Consider the following 17,453-nt stretch of genomic DNA (forward strand, 5'->3'; position numbering starts at 1 on the left):
ACGCGGCGTATACACTCGCAGAGTAGGCTGTATCAGCAGGTCAACGACGCCACAGCGGCGTCACTGGTCGAGGTGCCCGAGCAGCCCCGGTGAGACCTCGTAACAGAGTTGTTGAACAGCGCAGTTTCCTCGACCACGGCCGGACTAAGCTTCTTCGCGCACAAGCCGTTGCGCCGCACGTCCGATGGCGGTTTCGACCGCGCCCACCCGGTCGGCCAGCAGGCCCACCGCGCCGACCGCGCGGCTCATCGGGTCCTCGTCGTCGCCGCCCAGTGCCTGCGCCCGCAGGTACGCGGCCTTGACGTCGGCCCACCGGCGGGCCTGCTCCTCGGACAGGCGGCCCCGCAGCTCGGCCAGCTTGAGCAAGTTGGCTTCGGCGCCCGAAGTCAGCGTCTGCGCCTCGCCCGCGTAGTGGTCGTCGATCAGGGCCTCGAGTTCCGCGTCGTTCATCGCCGGCACGATCCGCTCGGCCAGCTTGTTCATGTTCCGGTACGAACCCTGCAGCTGGAACGGCGGTTCGGTGCGGGACGCGTCCGCCTGCGCCGCCGAGGCGATGTAGGCCCGGTTGTTCGCCAGCACGGTCCGCTGCACCCGCAGGAGTTTCCGCAGCACCGCGAGGATCTGCTCCAGCTCCGGCGCCGAATACGCGTGCGAAAGCTGGTCGGTGCGCACCGAACCGTCACCGCGCGCCATCCGCACCAGGACGTCCACATCGGACTGTTCGCGGGACACCAAAGGCGCCAGCACGGCGTTCGACGTCAGCGAGTTCTCGACGTAGCTCAGCGCGAAGAGGTCTTCCTTCCCGGACAGCACGTCGCCGAGGTTCCACACGTCCGCGCGGTTGGCGAGCATGTCGGGGATGCGGAACCGCTTGCCCTGCTCGGTGTACGGGTTCCCGGCCATGCACACCGCGAACCGCTTGCCGCGCAGGTCGTAGGTCCGCGTGCGGCCCTCCCACACGCCTTCCATCCGGCGCTGCGCGTCGCACAGGGAGATGAACTTCTGCAGCAGCTCCGGCGACGTGTGCTGTATGTCGTCGAGGTACAGCAGCACGTTGTTGCCCTGCTCCAGCGCGAACGAGATCTTCTCGACCTCCTGCCGTGCGGTCGCGTCGGGCGCGTCGGCCGGGTCGACGGAGGTGACGTCGTGGCCGAGCGCCGGCCCGTTGACCTTCACGAACACCAGCCCGAGCCGGCTGGCCACGTACTCCATGAGCGTCGTCTTGCCGTACCCCGGCGGCGAAATCAGCAGGAGCAGGCCGGACTGGTCGGTGCGCCTGGCGTCCCCGGTCGCGCCGAGCTGCTTGGCCAGGTTGTCGCCGATCAGCGGGAGGTAGACCTCGTCCAGCAGCCGGTTGCGCACGAAGGCGCTCATCACCTTCGGCTTGTACTCGTCCAGCCGGAGCCGGTCGCGTTCGGCCGCGACGAGCTCGTTGCGCAGCCGCTGGTAGGCGCGGAACCCCGGCACGCGATCACGCCGGAACCGGTGCGTCCTGGCCAGCACCTCGTCCAGCCGCAGCGTCACCGACCGCCCGGTGATCCGCGGGTGCGCGCCGAGCAGACCGTCCACAGTGGTCGTCAGCGTCGCCGACGAGTCGTACCGCGGGAGGTCGCACAGCTCGATCGCGACGGCCTCCGGCAGCTCGTCGGCCGGCAGCCCGGCGGCGGCCACGAAGGATCGCAGCCAGGCGTCGGCCAGCTGGTACCGGTCCGCCAGGGCGTCGAGGGAACGCAGGTCCTCGGCGAAGCTCCGCCGGTCGAGCCGGAACTTGTCCAGCACCGTGCGCGCGCCGCTGTCGGTGACGAACCCGGGCTGGGCGACGGCGAGCTCCTCGACCAGGTACTCCCCGGCGAACTCGGCCCCGAGCCGCAGCCCGGCGCCGTCGAGGAACGCCGTCATCGCGTCCGTGAGCTCCCGCGCCAGGTCGTCCATCGCCTTCGGGTGGCCGAACGCCTCCCGCACCCGCCCCAGCGACGCGGCCCGCGTCGTCCACGCGGCCTTGGCCCGTTCGTCGGCGCCGAAGGCCCAGAACAGCTGAGCCGCCGCACGGGCCGCGGGCGGGTAGCGCAACAAACCGGCAGCGGACCGCAGGCGCAGCAGGGCCGCGAGGATCGCGGCCGCGTCGTGGTCGTGCACCCCGCGCGCGTAACCCTCGTCGTAACGCTCCCCGGCCACGCTCCGCACGACGTCGAGCAGGTCGGCTTCGACCAGCTCGGCCACCGGCCGTTCGGCGAGGATCGACGTCGCGAGGTACTCGGCCCGGTAGACCTCCGGCGACTCCGAGACCAGCAGCTGGTCCCAGTACGGCCGCGTCGCCTCGAACGCCTCGTCGCGCACCGGCGCCCGGTAGTCGGTGCCGGTGATCGCGAACTTCATCGAGCTCTCGTGCGGCACCAGCGTCAGGTCGATGTCCTGCGTGTTGACGGCGAAGGTGCTGCGTCCGAGGCGGATCGTCCCGCCGCCCTCGCCGTAGAGGTCCAGCCGGTCGCGCAGGCTCCGGCCGGCCTCCTGGCGGGCGGCCTTCACCCGGCCTTCGAGCTCTTCGGCGCGGACCTGGTCACCGAGCGCCCGCAGGTCCTCGACGACGCTGCGCAGCTTCGAGACCATCGGATCGGCCACGAAGTAGGTGTTGATCTCGTCGACCGAGCCGAGCGAACCGGCCCGGCGGGTCACGCTGCCGAGGATCCGGCCCGCCGAATCGACGAGCCGGTCCGCCCGCCGCGCCCGCTCGTCGAGCAGCGCCTGCTTGCGCGAGGAGAACGCCTCGTAGACGTCGGTGCGCTTCTCCCCGAGCGACGTCAGGAAGTCGTCGAACTCCCCGAACCGCGATTCGAGGTTCTCCAGCTGCAGCAACAGCCTGCCCAGCTGCTCGTCGCAGCGCTCCGGGGTGTCCGCGACCGCGAGCCCGCCCGTGATGGCCTGCGCGAGCAACGCGAACTCGGCGGCGAACTCCGCCCGGCCCTCGGTCTCCAGGAGTTCCCGGCGCCGCGCGTCCAAGGTGGCCCTGGCGCGGTTGACGGCGCTGATCACCTCGCCGACGCGCTCCAGGATCTTCGTGCGGACGACGGCGTCGGCGATGTCGAGCCCGCCGACGACGTCGATGAGCACCTCCAGGCCGGCTGACTGCTCGTCGAGCCGCTCGGCGACCGGGCCGGCCTCGGCGACCGTCGCGATCGCGGCCGCCCCGGCGACCAGCGCGTCCACCTCGGCGTGGTAGCCGGTGAACGCCTCCTCGCCCTGCAGGAACCGCACGGCGCGGTGCGCGGCCTCGGCAAACTCCGTGTCCAGCTCGCCGATCAGCGTGTCGACGCGCGCGGTGTCGGCGTAGCGCAGCTCCCGCACGGTGACGAGGCGCCCCCGCGCCCGGTGCATTTCGGCGAGGCGGCGCACCCACGCGTCCGCCGTGTCCAGGGCCTCGCCGCGGACCCGCCGCACGAGGGACGCGGTGTCGGCCGCCACCGTGTCGACGGCCTCGGCCGCCTGCGCGGTGAGCGAAGTGACCGTCTCGAACTCGTCCAGCACCTGCTCGGCGGTGACCCGGACGTCGGACAGCGGCGAGCGCAGATCACCCAGCTCGGACTCGCCGAGCCAGTGGTAGTGGTCGAAGAGCCGCGCGCACGCGGCGATCAGCGCCTCGAACACCGCCGCCGACGGCGCCATGTCCGCGATCATCGTCGTGATCGAGAGGCAGTCCGAGATCCCGCGGACGAGATCGGCGTTCCCGACGCGCTCCAGCGGCCCGGTCCCGGCGGGCTGTGACGCGGCGTAGGTGTCCGACTGGAACGGCGTGCGCCACACCTGCATCGGGTGCACCCGGCTCGGTTCGCCGGACAGCGCGCGGAACAGGATCATCGTGCCGTCGTCGAACAGCGAATACCCGTGGCACGGGATCGGGTTGGCGACCTCCTTGCGGATCACGTTGTAGGGCAGCAGGAGCGAGCGTCCCTCGGCCCGCGCGTGGAAGACGTAGAGCACGTCCTCGCCGTTGGGCGAGCGGATCACGCGCTCGAACTCGAGACCGTCCACCGTGGTGTCGAACGTCTTGCTCACGCCGGTGTCGAGGTAGTAGCCGCCGGGGAAGATGATGCCGTGGTCCTCGGGGAGCCGCTGACACGCCTGCCCGATGCCGTCGAGCCGCACGACGTCCTGGGTGCGTGTGTTGAAGACCAGGTAGCGGTGGGTGGTTTCCTTGTACGGCAGCATGCGCAGCAGGATCAGCGGACCGATCCGGGCGTAGGAGACCTCGGCGTCGGCGAGGCTCTGCAACGGCTCGTCGACCGGCTCGGCGTAGACGCCGGCGCCGGTCTCGGTGTTGTTCTCGACCTTGACCGTCAGGTTGCCGCCGACGGTCTCGACGAACACCTCGTCCTCGATCGAGATGTGCGGATGCCGGCCGAGGACGTGGTTCTCGCGCGTGGTTTCGACCCACTCGAAATCGTGCGACGGCGGGAAAACGTGGTCGCGCTCACCGCGGTTGTCCAGGTAGGACACCGCGCCGTCGGACGCGATACCCCACCGCAGCACCCGGATGTCCTCGGTGCGCGGGCCGATCTGGAACACCGCGAGCAGCTTCCCGTCCAGCCGGCGCAGCTGCAGCAGCTTCGCCTGGCGGTAGTACCGGTACAGCTCGCCGAAGTCCCGCCCGAACTGCTCGTCCCGCAGCAGCTCGGGCAGGTCCTGCGCGCTCACGTCGTCGAACCGGAACGCGTTTTCGTCGTGGCTGAAGCGCTGCAGCGAGAAGACGTCATCGACCGCCGTCTCGGGCTTGAGCCCGATGAAGACGTTGTAGCCGAACAACATCCGCCCGCCGACCGCGACGATGTCCCGGGGCACGCAGTTGTTCGCGGTGCGGATGCGTTCGGTGCCGACCAGCGCGAGCTGCGCGCTGCCGAAGACCGCCAGCCGGCGCGCGTTGAGCTCGTCCGCGCGGTTGGCCAGCTCGGCCGCCTGGGCGGCCAGCCGGACGCGGAGCACGTCATACGTGCCCGCGTCCAGCTCCGTCTCGGCCGCCGTCACTGCTTCGCGGCGACGACGGTGGCGACCGACGTCTCGGCGAGGCCGAGCCGCTGCGCTGTGGTCATCAGCTCACGGAGCTTGTCCGTGTCCGGACCGCCCGCCTTCAGCTGCTGCGCCAGGAAGGCCGACAGCGTCAGGTTCTTCACGTCCTCGGTGCTGACCGCGCCGATCAGCTTGGCGAGGTCGTCGGTGAGGCTCGCCGACCCGTCGAGGTAGGGCCGCGCGAGCGACTGGACGACGTCGGAGTGCTGCACGAAGCCGTCGATGCTCTTGCCGAGGCCGATCGAGCCGACGATCCGGTCGAAGAACATGGTCTCGCCGCCGACGATGTCGATGTCGGCCTTCTCCAGCCCGACGCTCAGCACGGTCGCCTGCGCCTCGGCGACGTCACGCTGCACATCGAGCGCGGCCAGCCGGATCTCCTTCTCCGCTTCCAGCCGCAGCCGGTACTCCTCGTGCTCGCGGCTCGCGCTGTCGAGCGCGGCCAGCGCGGCGGCCTTCTCGGTGAGCCCCTCGGCCTCGCCCTTCAGCTTGTCGCGCAGCGCCTCGGCGATCACGATCGCCTTCTCGCGTTCGACGATCGCTTCGGCGCGGCCGACCTTCTCCAGCGCGTCGGCGTCGCGCTCCTTGACCAGCGCCGCGGCGAGGCCGGCGGCGGCCTCCTCGGCCTGGATGCCCTCCGCCAGCCGGATCTTGGCCCGCGTCTCCAGCTCGGCGGTCTGCTGGCGCGCCTCGGCGAGGGTCAGCTCCTCGCGCGCCTTGTGCTTGGCGGCCTGCTCCGAAGCCTCGGCGGCCTTGATGCCCTTGACCAGGTTCTCCTGGGCTTCGGCTTCGGCCCGGATGACGATGGCCTCGCGTGTGCGCTGGGCCTCCTCGACCACGCGCAGCTTCTTGATGTTCTCTTCCTGCTCCGCGACGGTCTTGTCGACGGCGATCCGCTCGCGGATCACCTCGGCGATCGACCGCTTCTCCGTTTCGAGTTCCTTGTCCTTCGAGATCCGGGAAAGCTCGGTCTCGCGCTCGCGGCCGATCACTTCGAGGAGGCGGTCCTTTTCGATCCGCTCGGACTCGATGGCGATGACGCGTTCCCGGTTCTTGCCGGCGACTTCGATTTCGCGCTGCTGGTTCTGCTGCTGGATACCGAGCTGCTCGTCGGTGCGCAGCTGCGCGGCCTGCGACTTGAGCCGCTCCTCGGCCTGCACCTTGAGGATTTCCGCCTCTTCACGCGCCCGCATGGTCTCGACCTCGCGGCGCTGCTTGATCTCCGCGTCGGCCTGGCGCCGCTCCAGTTCGAGGATCGCCTCGCGGGCGTCGACGTTCTGGCGCGTGATCTCCTTCTCTTCGTGGCGGCGGAATTCGTTGGTGCGCACGTGCTCGATCGCGGTCAGCTCGGTGATCTTGCGGATACCCTGCGCGTCCAGGATGTTCGCCGCGTCCAGCGACGTCATCGGCGTCTGCTCGAGGTAGTCGATCGCCGCGTCCTCGAGGCTGTACCCGTTCAGGTCGGTGCCGATGACGCGGATGATCTGGTCGCGGAACTCGTTGCGCTTGGTGTAGAGGTCGACGAAGTCGAGCTGCTTGCCGACGGTTTTCAACGCCTCGGAGAACTTCGCGCTGAACAGCGCCTGCAATGTCGTCTCGTCGCTCGCGCGTTCGGTGCCGATGGCCTGCGCGACCTTCACCACGTCCTCGGCCGTCTTGTTGACCCGCACGAAGAACGAAATCCGGATGTCGGCGCGGATGTTGTCCCGGCAGATCAGGCCTTCCTGGCCGGTGCGCTCGATGTCGATCGTCTTCACCGAGATGTCCATGACCTCGGACTTGTGCAGCACGGGCAGCACGACGGCGCCGGTGAAGGTGACGTCGACCTTGCGCACCTTGGAGATGATCAGCGCCTTGCCCTGCGGCACCTTCCGGAACAGCCGGCTCACGACGAACAACAGCACCAGCAGGATCAGCACCACGACGGCGATCAACACGCCGGCACCCAGGCCGATGGCATCCATGCGTCAGTCCTTTTCTGCTTCGAGTTCCAGCGGGCTGACCCAGAAGAACTCACCCTCGCTGTCGTAGTCGTAGATGACCACGCGGCTGCCCAGCCCGAGGTTGCCTTCCCCGGCCAGCCGGATGGAAATGATCGCCGACGCCCCATCGGCGGCGGCCACTTCGGCCTGCCCGAAGTCCTCGGTGACGGTCGAGGTCCGCACAACGGCCACCCGGCCGACGAAGTCCTGCCGGCTCGGCACGGCCCCGGCGAAGACGCGCCGCAACGGCACGACGACCAGCCGGGTCCCGAGCGCCCCTCCCACGAGCGCGGCGACCAGCACGCCAAAGCCGAGCCCGACCCGCAGGGGTGTGCCCACGCCGTCGATGAGAACGGTCCCGACGAGGCTGAGGAACCAGCTGAAGGCGACGAGCAGCGACAGCGGGATGGGCAGCGGAACCCCGCCGAAGAAGCCGATTTCACCGTCCTCGACGTCGAGCACCCCGACGAGGGCCAGCACCCAGTACCCGATGACGACGATCAGCAGGAAGCTGAAGAGCACGGCAGGAAAAGCCAAAGCCGCGGTGACGAACCCGCTCATCCGACGTCGTTTCCTTCCCCCAAGGAAGGGCCCGGCACTCCAGAGCCCTGGCCAGCGACTATAACCGGCGGGCGAGAGCGGGGAAGAACATTTCGGACACGAACCGGTCACACCGGCGTGCCTCCGCGGAGCTGTCAGGCGCGCGGCCATGATGCTCCAGCACGCCGATGAGGGTGTGCAAGGCGTTCAGGAACCGGCTTACACTGAAGATCAGCACCGAATACTGCGTCCACAATGGACCGGCGGGCGCCGACCCGGTGTTGCCGGGGACGAAGAACCCGATCACCCCGAGCACGAGGTGCGGAGGGGTCGGCAGGACGCTTACGGTGTCTTGAGGATGCCCCCGTCGACGGTCCAGTTGGAGCCCACCGTGCTGGGCATCGACGGCGATGCCAGCAGGAGCACCGCCGGGCGATCTCGGCGGGCTCGATCAGCTTGCCGGTCACCATTCCCGACTGCTCGGGCATCGCCGCGAGCACCGTCTCCTGGTCGATGCCCATGCTCGCCGACAGCCTTCCCACGTAGCCGTCCGGGCTCGTCAGGATCGCGGTCCGGGTGGCGCCGGGGGTGACGACGTTGACCCGGACGCCCGTTTCTCCCAGCTTCTCCGCCAGCCCACGGGAGAACGCGCTCAGCCCGGCCTTGGCCGCGGCGTACGACAGCGGCACCCCGCGCGGGTCGCGCGCGGAGCTCGAGCTGATGTTCACGATCGCGCCTCGCGCCCGCGACAGCGCCGGCAGCGCCGCCCGGGTCATCTCCACGGCGGCGCCGAGGTTCAGCGCGAGGACGCCGCTCCACACCGCGCCGGAACCGCCGATGGGGTCGAGGAGGTCGGCCTCGGCCACATCGCCGCCGCCGGCGTTGTTGACGAGCACGTCGAGGCGTGGGTCGTTCGCGAGCACCGTGTCGAGCACCCGCCGCGGCGCGGCGGGGTCGAGGAGGTCGGCGGACACGAACGTCGCACCGGTGGCTTCGAGCTCGGGAGTGCTCTTCCTCGACACAGCAACGACTTCGGCGCCTTCGGCGAGGAACGCCTCGACCGTCGCCAGTCCGATGCCCCTGCTCGCCCCCGTCACGAGGACGCGCTTGCCCGCAAGATCCAGATCCATGATGACGTTCCTTTCGCGTCTGACTTGACCACACAAATGCTACACGAGAGTCTCAGTTAGTCCAGGAGTCGAGACAGCAGCGCTTCGGATGTAGGCTGATCCGGGACGAGAAGGGGTTCGGATGAGCGCAGACGCCGGACCGCGGCGCTTGCGGGCGGACGCGGAGCGCAGCACGGCGCGGATCCTGGCGGCCGCCGAGGAGGTGCTCGCCGTCGACGCGAACGCCACGCTGGAGCGGATCGCCGACGCCGCGGGGCTCGCGCGCGCCACCGTCCACCGCCGGTTCTCGTCCCGCAAGGCGTTGCTGGAGGCGCTGACCGGCGTGCTCAACGAGCGCTACCTGCGCGGGCTCGAGCAGGCGCGAGTGGCGACGGCCCCGCCCGTCGCGGCGCTGTACCGGCTGACCGAGCTCCTCTTCGAGCTCAAGGTCGGCAGCCGGGCGATCATGGAACTCACCGCGGACCCGGCCACCCAGATGACACCCATGAGCCCCGAGGTCACAGCCGGGCTCGAGCTGCTGTTCAAGCGGTTGCGCGAAGCCGGCGAAATCACCGCCACCGACACCGCGTGGTGCTGCGCCATTTACCTGGCCGTCGTCCACGAGGCAGCACGGCTGCCGACGGACTCCCCGGCGCTGGGTACCGCGGCGGGCGAGGTGGGCGCGCGGGCCGACCTGACCTACCGGACCGTGCTGGCCGCACTGGGTGGCGACCGGCCGCACGTTGCGCTTTAGCAGGAAGGGCCGACCCGCAGCCGACGCGAGGGCCTGCTCGGCAACGGCGTGACGCAGGCCATCTGGACAGTTCGTCCAACCGCTATACGCTGAGTCCATGAGCAACGAGCACCCTTACCCGCCGGCCTTCCGCAGCGGCGATCTGGTTTCCGTGTCCGGGCGGCTCGGTGTCACCGGGACCGGCGAGCTGGTGGCGGGAGGGTTCGATGCCGAGTGCCCGCAGGCCTTCACCAACCTCGACGCCGCGCTGCGGTCGGTGGGCGCGAGCCGGGCCGACGTCGTGAAGGTCGTGGCCTACCTGACCGACATCGCCGACCGGCCCGGCCTCAACGCCGTCTACGAGGGGTTCTTCGCCGAGCCCCGGCCCGCGCGCACCTGTGTCGGGGTGGCATCACTGCCCTACGGCGCCGTGGTCGAGGTCGAGGCGCTCGCCCGGGTGCGGGATGTCTGAGGTCCCCGAGCGGGACGCGATCCTCGCGGCGCTCGCCCCGGTCGCCGACGGCATCGCCGCGACCCTCGGCTCGTTCTGCGAGGTCGTCGTGCACGACTTCCGGCAGCCGGACAGCTCGGTCGTCGCGATCGCCGGGTCGGTCACCGAACGCTCGGTGGGCGGGTCGATGAGCGAGATCGGCATGGGCCTGCTCGCCCGGGGTGACGACGCCGAGGACCAGCTGAACTACGTCACCCGCACCGCGTCCGGCAAGCTGGTGAAGTCCTCGACGATGCTGGTGCGCGACAGCGGCGGCGCGGTGTTCGGCGCGCTCTGCGTGAACCTCGACGTCACCGCGCTGGGCCGGCTGCGGACCCTCGTGGGCGAACTGGCCGACGTCGGCACGACCGCGGAACCACCGACGACCACCTTCGGCGACGACGTCGACGCCGTGGTCGACGCGATCGTCGACGAGCACCAGCTGCGCCTGGACAAACCCTGGGCCGCGCTCAGCCGCGACGAGCGGCTGGACCTGTTCCGCAGCCTGCACGCCCGCGGCGTGTTCGCCGTGCGGCGGGCGGTGCCGCAGGTCGCGGCCCGGATCGGCATTTCCCGCGCCTCCGCCTACAACTACCTCGCCGACATCCGCGCCCAAGGAGCACCATGACCGCGCCCGTGACCCTCGACGACATCCGCGACGCCGCCGCCCGGCTGGCCAGCGTCGCGCACCGGACCCCGGTGGTCCGCTCCCGCACCCTCGACGACCTCGTCGGCGCCGAGGTGCTGATCAAGTGCGAGAACCTGCAACGCATCGGGGCCTTCAAGTTCCGCGGCGCGTACAACGCCGTCTCGCGCCTCACGCCGGAGCAGCTGACCAAGGGCGTGGCCGCCTACTCCTCGGGCAACCACGCCCAGGCCGTCGCGCTCGCCGCGCGGGAACTCGGGAGCAGCGCGGTGATCCTCGTCCCCGCGGACACCCCGAAGTCCAAAGTGGACGCGACCCGGGGCTACGGCGCCGAGATCGTCACCTACGACCGGTACACCGGCGACCGGGTCGCGATCGGGCAGGCGCTGGCCGCCGAGCGCGAGCTCGCGCTGATCCCGCCCTACGAGCACCCGCACGTCATCGCCGGTCAGGGGACCGCGGCGCTGGAACTGCTGGAGGAGGCCGGTTCGCTGGACACGCTGGTCGTCCCGGTCGGCGGCGGCGGCCTCATCGCGGGCAGCTCCACGGCCGCGAAGGCGCTGCAGCCCGGCATCCGGGTCGTCGGCGTCGAACCGGCGGCGGGTGACGACACCAAGCGGTCGCTGGCGGCCGGCGAACGCGTCGCGATCCCCGTGCCCCACACGATCGCCGACGGCCAGGCCGCCGAGATCCCCGGCGAGCTCACGTTCTCGATCAACCGGAACCTCGTCGACGAGATCGCGCTGGTCACCGACGACGCCATCCGGGACGCGATGCGGTTCGCCTTCGAGCGGCTGAAGCTCGTCCTCGAACCGAGCGGGGCGACCGGGATCGCTGCCCTGCTGAGCGGGCAGATCGCCACGTCGGGCCGGGTCGGCGTGATCCTCAGCGGCGGCAACATCAGCCCGGAGCGCTTCGCCGAGCTGCTCGGCGGCTGATCGGTCGGGTTGCCCAGCAGCGGCCGCGTGAAGAGACGTGAGACGACGTGGGCGTCACATATATCGGATGCGGCATGATCACCCAGCCCGAGAAACCTCGGGCTGGGTGGGTACCCCGTCCGGCTGGGATCGGCATCAGGCGATGCCAGCCGGACGCCGACGACAGGTACGGAACCGGCGAGGCTGCGAGCGGCTCGGACGACCGGCGGCAACTCGTCCACGAGTGACCGGATCGTGACGCAACTTGGCGCGGGGTCGAACGTCTGATGGACCGTGAGAGTGATCCGCATCGCCGGGCTCGGCCTGGTGACCCTGCTGTTGGCCGCGTGTAGTGGACAGAACGAGACCGGCGGGACTGCGCAGGCAGTCGGAGCGGTCGGAGTGGCCGGGACGGCGACGGTGCCCGGGATGCCGGCCGCGACGGTGGCGTTCGAGGGCGGCGACCAGCTGAGCCCGAAGGACCCGATCGTGGTCAGGGCGTCGGGTGGCACGTTGCAGGCGGTCACGGTCACGAACCCGCAGACCGGCAACGCCGTCAAGGGTGACCTGTCGCCGGACAAGACGACCTGGACCAGCGCGGACAACCTGCGGTACGGGGCCACCTACCAAGCGGTCGCCACCGCGGTGAACCAGGCCGGTGCGGCGACCGAGCAACGCGGGGAAGTGCACACCCTCAAGCCGTCCGGGGTCGCCACCGCCTCGCTGTTCCAGCCGGCGTCGGGTGACATCGGCGTCGGCTTGGTCATCGGGTTGAAGTTCGACCACGACATCGCCGACAAGGCCGCGGTGGAGAAGTCCTTCAAGGTGACGTCCTCGCCCGCCCAGGGTGGCGGCTGGTACTGGGTGAGCAAGCGCGAGGTGCACTTCCGGCCGAAGGAGTACTGGAAGGCCGGCTCGACGGTGAAGCTCGAGACCACGACCTTCGGGATGCCGATCGGGGGCGGCGTGTACGGCGGCCAGGACGTCTCGGCCAGCTACAAGGTGCACGACTCCTGGGTCGCCAAGGCGGACGGCAAGACGCACCAGATGAAGGCGTTCCACAACGGTCAGCTGGTGAAGACCGCGCCGATCAGCATGGGCAAGACCGTCGACACCCCGCCGCGGGGCCCGACGCCGACGTTCAACGGCACGCACACCGTGCTGTCGAAGGTGGACCACACGATCATGGACTCCTGCAGCTACGGCGTGTGTGAGGGCGACCCCGGCTACTACAAGGCGCCGGAGAACTGGGACGTCCGGATCTCCAACGACGGCGAGTACCTGCACGAGAACCTGAAGACGGTCGGGGTGCAGGGCAGCGACAACGTCTCGAACGGCTGCCTCAACATGAACACCGAGAACGCCAAGTGGTTCTTCGACAACTTCAACGCCGGCGACGTCGTCGAGGTCACCAACTCGGGCGGCCCGCAGCTGTCGATCAACAACGGCCACGGCGACTGGGCGATCAGCTGGAGCGCCTGGCAGGCCGGGAGCGCCCTGCACGGCTGAGAACGGCGATTCGCGTTTCCCCTCACACGCACGGGACCGACGTCGACGGTCGATTCCTTGACGCTCAGCGGGCGATGGTGCGCATCAGCGTTTCGAGGTCGCGCTCACCCTCACGTGTCTGAACCCCGTTCGGCAACGCCGCGGCCATCAGCTTCTGCACGGCGGGCGATTCGACCTGAGACGCCCACGCGTCGTGCTCACGCAGGTACCCGGCGGTGAGGTCGTCGGCGGGCAAAGCCTGCTTCACCGCGGCGATGACGCCGTCGGGCAGCGCGGCGATGTTGCGGGCGACCCGGTCGACGAACCCGCGCAGCTCGGCCGCCGGCACGGCCCGGTTGATCCAGCCGTAGGCCGCGGCGGTCTCGGCGTCGAACAGGTCGGCGGCCAGGACGATCTCCAGGGCGCGGTTGCGCCCGACCCGCTCACGCAGGTACTGCGTGCCGCCGCCACCCGGAACGATGCCCATGAGCGCCTCGATCTGACCGAGCCCGGCCGTCTCGGCCGCGGCGAAGGCCATGTCCGCGGCCGCGACGAACTCCGCGCCACCGCCGCGGGCCTTGCCCGCGAGCTCGACGATCGTCACCTGGGGCTGGTGACGCAGCAGCTCGCCGACGGCCTGGAACACGTTGACCCCCGCCGGTGCCGCCTCGGCGAGTTCGTCGAGGGCGTCGGCGTCCTCCAGGATCAGCATGTCGACGTGGGCGAGGAAGAACTCGGGGTCGGCGCCGGCGAAGACGATGACCCGGACCGACGGGTCGTCGCGGAGCCCGTCGAGCAGCGTGCGCAGCTCCCGCATCATCGTCGCGCCGAGCACGTTCACCGGCGGGTTGTGCAGCACGACGCGGGCGACCCCGCGATCGGTGCTCACGTGCAGGGTCGAGTAGGGCTGTTCGGTCATCACGGATCCCTCGCGTTACTGATCGGCCTGTAGGTTTGCGATGCATACCCATGCTGGTCAGCACGACGGTGAAGATCAAGAACGCACTTTGGGAGAACCAGGGATCATGAGGGATACCTACCTGCTCGGCGCGGCCGCGGACGCCACCGGCGGCCGGGTCGTGTTCCGCTCGGACTGCCCCAGCCGGCCGATCCTCGACCAGATCGCGGACAAGTGGTCGATGATGATCATGGCAGTACTGGAGCGGCCGACGCGGTTCAACGAGCTGATGCGCCGGCTGGAGGGGGTCACCCAGCGGGTGCTCACCCAGTCGTTGCGCCGCCTGGAACGCAACGGGATGATCCGCCGCACCGTGCTGCCGACCTCGCCGGTCGGCGTCGAGTACTCCCTGACCCCGCTCGGCGAGTCACTGCGCGAGCCGTTCGGTCACCTCTACTCCTGGACGGTCGAACACAGCCCGCAGATCCAGCAAGCCCAGCAGGCCTACGACCACGGCGCCGATTCGAGGTCCACGCCGTGAACCAATTGTGAAAGCGCTTTCTCACGTGAGCTTCACTCATTCACGAACGGGCGGGAAATGATCGATTGACCGTGTGGTCCGCATCCTGACCCCGGATATTGACCCCTGCGGCGTGCGCGTCTAACGTTCGATCACTGTGGTCGGCTCCACCGAAGACGTCTTCCGCTGGGTGACGGCAGTCGCTCCGCGGGCGGGAACGGAGAAGCGCGTGCCGAAGATCGTACGAGCCCTCGTGATGGCCGTGGTCCTCACCGGCGTCGCGGCCGTTCCCGCCGCCGCCGCGATCACCGGCCCGACGGTGACCAGCACCGCCACCACCGTCACCTACCAGATGGGGTACACCGGCGCGCCCGCGTTCGCGCGGGTCTACCTCGACGTGGACCGGAACACCGGCACGGGGTTCGCCCAGGGTGCGGTCGGCGCGGACTTCCTGCTGGAGAACGGATCCCTCTACCGGCACGCGGGCGGCGGATGGGCGTGGACGCCGGTGAAGCCGGTGCCGTTCACGTCCTCGGGCGGGATCGCCCACTGGACGGTGGACCGGGCCGACATCGGCGAATCGGCGAGCCCGAACGACGCCGACGCGGTGTTCCAGGTCGAAGCCCCGGTGGAGACCTCCGCCAAGATCACGTACACCTACACCGGAGGGGCGAGCGGTCCGGTCTACCAGCCCTCGGCCGACCTCATCGCCAACCCGGAACGCGGGCTCTACCACCACACCCAGGACTGCGACAAGGCCGACTTCTCCGCCGACACGCTGCGCCAGTACCGGGTCTCGCAGGGCATCACGCTGGTGATGTGCATCTTCTACCTCGCCGAGTACAAGACCACGCCGATCGCCCAGAGCGCGTTGGACCGGCTGGGCCGGCAGTTCGCCGCGGCCCGCGCGGCGGGGGTGAAACTGGTGCTGCGCTTCGCCTACACGGCGTCGGACGCCGGAGACGACGCGCCGAAGGACCGCGTGCTCGGGCACCTGGACCAGCTCGCGCCGTACCTCAAGGCGAACGCGGACGTCATCGACGTGGTGCAGGCGGGGTTCATCGGTGCGTGGGGCGAGTGGTATTACACGCAGAACTTCGGCAACGCGGGCGCGATCACGTCGGCGGACTGGGCGAACCGCAAGGCCGTCGTGGACAAGCTGCTGAGCGTTCTGCCCGCCACGCGGGCCGTGCAGCTGCGGACGCCGAAGATCAAGCGCACCCTCTACGCGGGCGGCAACACGCGGCTGGGCCACCACAACGACTGTTTCCTGGCCAGCGCGGACGACTTCGGCACCTACGAGAACCCGTCCGTGGAGTACCCGTACCTGGAGGGCGAGACCCGGACGGTGCCGATGGGCGGCGAGACGTGCGCGCTGAACCCGCCCCGTTCGGACTGCCCCACGGCCACGGGTGAGCTGTCGCGGTTCCACTGGACGTTCCTCAACACCGACTACCAGCAGGCGGTCCTGCAGTCGTGGGCCGCACAGGGCTGCCTCGCGGACGTGACCAACCGCCTCGGCTACCGGTTCACGTTGCGCGACGGCACCTTCCCGGCCACCGCCGTGCGCGGGTCGGGCCTCGCGATCCGGCTCGGGCTCACCAACGACGGCTACGCGGCGGCGACCAATCCCCGCAGCGTGGCTTTGGTGCTGCGCAACACCGCCACCGGGGCGGTGACGCGGATCCCGCTCGCCGCCGACCCCCGCACCTGGCTGCCCGGCGCGCAGACCGTGGCGCAAACCGTGACGGTGCCGTCTTCGCTGGCCCCCGGCACGTACGCGCTGCTGCTGGAACTGGCCGATCCCCTGCTGCCCACCCGGCCCGAGTACTCCATCCGGACGGCCAACACGGGCCTGTGGGACGCGGCGACCGGGTTCAACGACCTCCGGTCCTCGGTGACCGTGTCGTAGCGTCGCCGCGGCGCCGATGCGGCGGTGCCGTCGGGCTTGCGCGCGGCCGGGTCGAGGCCGCGCGCAAGGCGACGCTGCGGCTCAGCAGGGGTCGATGTGCCAGACCGGCGTCCAGTTGTAGTTCTGGTTGTCGGACTTCGCACCGCTGATAGCCGACCGCGGCCGTGTACGTCGCGTTGACCCATTGCCGGGCCTGAAGAACCTCAGCCGAAGATTCGGGTGTGGGCCGTGAAGACCGCGTCGCCCGGGAAGTCGCCGCGGAGGATGCGCTGGTGCAGTTCGCGCAGGACCGCTCCCGGCTCCACTCCCAGGGTTTCCACCAGGTGGCGGCGGATCTGCAGGTACGCCTCCAGCGCTTCGGCCCGGCGGCCCGCGTGCGCCAGGGCCCGCATCGCCTGTGCCCACAGGCTTTCCCTCAGCGGGTTCCGTGCCGCGAGCTCCCGTAGCTCCGACGCCGCTTGGTCGTGTTCGCCCAGTTCCGCGTGCACCTGGGCTTGGCGCTCGGCCAGCGTGGTCCGGCGGTCCTCCAGTGCCAGCAGTTCGGCGTGCAGCAACGCCCCCACCCGCAGGCCTTCGCCCGCGCGGCCGCGCCACAACGCCGACGCCTGCTGGTAGTACTCCAGCGCGTCCGAATACCGGTGGAGCCGGGCGGCCGCCTCGGCCGCCGACGCGTAGCGGTCGAACAGGTCCAGGTCGCGTTCGCCGGGCTCGACGCGCAGGAGATAACCACCCGCGCGGGTGAGCAACCGGTCCTCCACGTCACCCGCTTCGCGGAGGCAGCGGCGCAGGCCGGCGACGTACGTGCGGAGGTTCGACTCCGGGCTGGCCGGCGGGGTGTCCCAGACGGCTTCGGCCAGGTAGTCGACGCTGGCGAGTTTGTTCGCACGAACCAGCAAAGCGGCGAACACGGCACGCTGCCGCGGCCCGCCCAGCTCCGCGGTCCGCCCGTTTCTTCGCGCCTCCAGCGGTCCGAGCAGGTCGAATCGCATCGAGTCCCCCTAGTCTTCCCCCTCGTTACGCATAGTGCTACGCCGGTACCTCAACGCACAACGGCAGTTCGGGAAACGCGGTCCGGCGTCACAGTGCCGGGCCTGGGCGGAATCTGGGCAAGATCTGGGCACGGCCCGGCGCATGCTTTCCCCGACCGGATGCGGCACGAG

At 70.1% G+C, this 17,453-nt stretch carries 13 protein-coding genes; 7 read left to right on the forward strand and 6 right to left on the reverse strand.

What is annotated here, in order from left to right; all coding sequences use genetic code 11:
- Positions 1-144 precede the first annotated feature (144 nt).
- From OHS58_RS26775 to OHS58_RS26790, 4 genes are all read right to left on the reverse strand, one after another.
- The gene (locus OHS58_RS26775; RefSeq protein ID WP_328644394.1) at positions 145-5,016 is read right to left on the reverse strand and encodes a DNA repair ATPase; all 4,872 of its coding nucleotides are present in this window, start codon (positions 5,014-5,016) and stop codon (positions 145-147) included.
- Entirely contained in the window at positions 5,013-7,022 is a 2,010-nt protein-coding gene (locus OHS58_RS26780; RefSeq protein ID WP_328644395.1) for a flotillin family protein, read from the reverse strand. Before OHS58_RS26780 ends, OHS58_RS26775 begins: the two co-directional genes overlap by 4 nt.
- 3 nt (positions 7,023-7,025) lie before the next feature.
- Positions 7,026-7,601 (reverse strand): hypothetical protein, encoded by a 576-nt coding sequence (locus OHS58_RS26785; protein ID WP_326958818.1) that lies wholly within the window; start codon positions 7,599-7,601, stop codon positions 7,026-7,028.
- A 134-nt stretch (positions 7,602-7,735) separates the two neighbouring features.
- Positions 7,736-8,710 (reverse strand): SDR family NAD(P)-dependent oxidoreductase, encoded by a 975-nt coding sequence (locus tag OHS58_RS26790; RefSeq protein WP_328644396.1) that lies wholly within the window; start codon positions 8,708-8,710, stop codon positions 7,736-7,738.
- 121 nt (positions 8,711-8,831) lie between these two features.
- Here OHS58_RS26790 and OHS58_RS26795 point away from each other — a divergent pair, with 121 nt between their 5' ends.
- The 5 genes from OHS58_RS26795 to OHS58_RS26815 all read left to right on the forward strand — a co-directional run bounded on the left by OHS58_RS26795 (position 8,832) and on the right by OHS58_RS26815 (position 12,984).
- Positions 8,832-9,443: a TetR/AcrR family transcriptional regulator gene (locus tag OHS58_RS26795; protein WP_326958814.1), complete on the forward strand. Its 612-nt coding sequence runs from the start codon at positions 8,832-8,834 to the stop codon at positions 9,441-9,443.
- Positions 9,444-9,540: 97 nt separating this feature from the next.
- Positions 9,541-9,894, forward strand: coding sequence for a RidA family protein (locus OHS58_RS26800; protein ID WP_328644397.1), 354 nt, complete (start codon positions 9,541-9,543; stop codon positions 9,892-9,894).
- Positions 9,887-10,540, forward strand: a complete 654-nt coding sequence (locus tag OHS58_RS26805; protein WP_328644398.1) for a helix-turn-helix transcriptional regulator — start codon at positions 9,887-9,889, stop codon at positions 10,538-10,540. Before OHS58_RS26800 ends, OHS58_RS26805 begins: the two co-directional genes overlap by 8 nt.
- A complete protein-coding gene (locus tag OHS58_RS26810) occupies positions 10,537-11,496 on the forward strand; it encodes a pyridoxal-phosphate dependent enzyme (protein ID WP_328644399.1) in 960 nt (319 codons plus the stop codon). The genes OHS58_RS26805 and OHS58_RS26810 overlap by 4 nt, the downstream gene beginning before the upstream one ends.
- Before the next feature lie 279 nt (positions 11,497-11,775).
- Complete coding sequence (locus OHS58_RS26815; protein ID WP_328644400.1) at positions 11,776-12,984, forward strand: L,D-transpeptidase; 1,209 nt, start codon at positions 11,776-11,778, stop codon at positions 12,982-12,984.
- Between the two features lie 64 nt (positions 12,985-13,048).
- Here the strand turns inward: OHS58_RS26815 and OHS58_RS26820 are convergent, their stop codons facing one another.
- A complete protein-coding gene (locus tag OHS58_RS26820; RefSeq protein ID WP_328644401.1) occupies positions 13,049-13,882 on the reverse strand; it encodes an enoyl-CoA hydratase/isomerase family protein in 834 nt (277 codons plus the stop codon).
- Between the two features lie 106 nt (positions 13,883-13,988).
- On the opposite strand from OHS58_RS26820, the gene OHS58_RS26825 reads away from it, so the two are divergent.
- Together OHS58_RS26825 and OHS58_RS26830 are read left to right on the forward strand one after the other, a co-directional pair.
- Positions 13,989-14,402, forward strand: coding sequence for a winged helix-turn-helix transcriptional regulator (locus tag OHS58_RS26825; protein WP_328644402.1), 414 nt, complete (start codon positions 13,989-13,991; stop codon positions 14,400-14,402).
- A gap of 208 nt (positions 14,403-14,610) precedes the next feature.
- Complete coding sequence (locus tag OHS58_RS26830) at positions 14,611-16,293, forward strand: DUF4832 domain-containing protein (protein ID WP_328644403.1); 1,683 nt, start codon at positions 14,611-14,613, stop codon at positions 16,291-16,293.
- A gap of 203 nt (positions 16,294-16,496) precedes the next feature.
- On the opposite strand, the gene OHS58_RS26835 is transcribed toward OHS58_RS26830, so the two are convergent.
- Positions 16,497-17,282, reverse strand: a complete 786-nt coding sequence (locus OHS58_RS26835) for an AfsR/SARP family transcriptional regulator (RefSeq protein ID WP_247056333.1) — start codon at positions 17,280-17,282, stop codon at positions 16,497-16,499.
- Positions 17,283-17,453 lie beyond the last annotated feature (171 nt).

It is taken from the genome of Amycolatopsis sp. NBC_00348, assembly GCF_036114655.1.
Taxonomy (GTDB): Bacteria; Actinomycetota; Actinomycetes; order Mycobacteriales; family Pseudonocardiaceae; genus Amycolatopsis.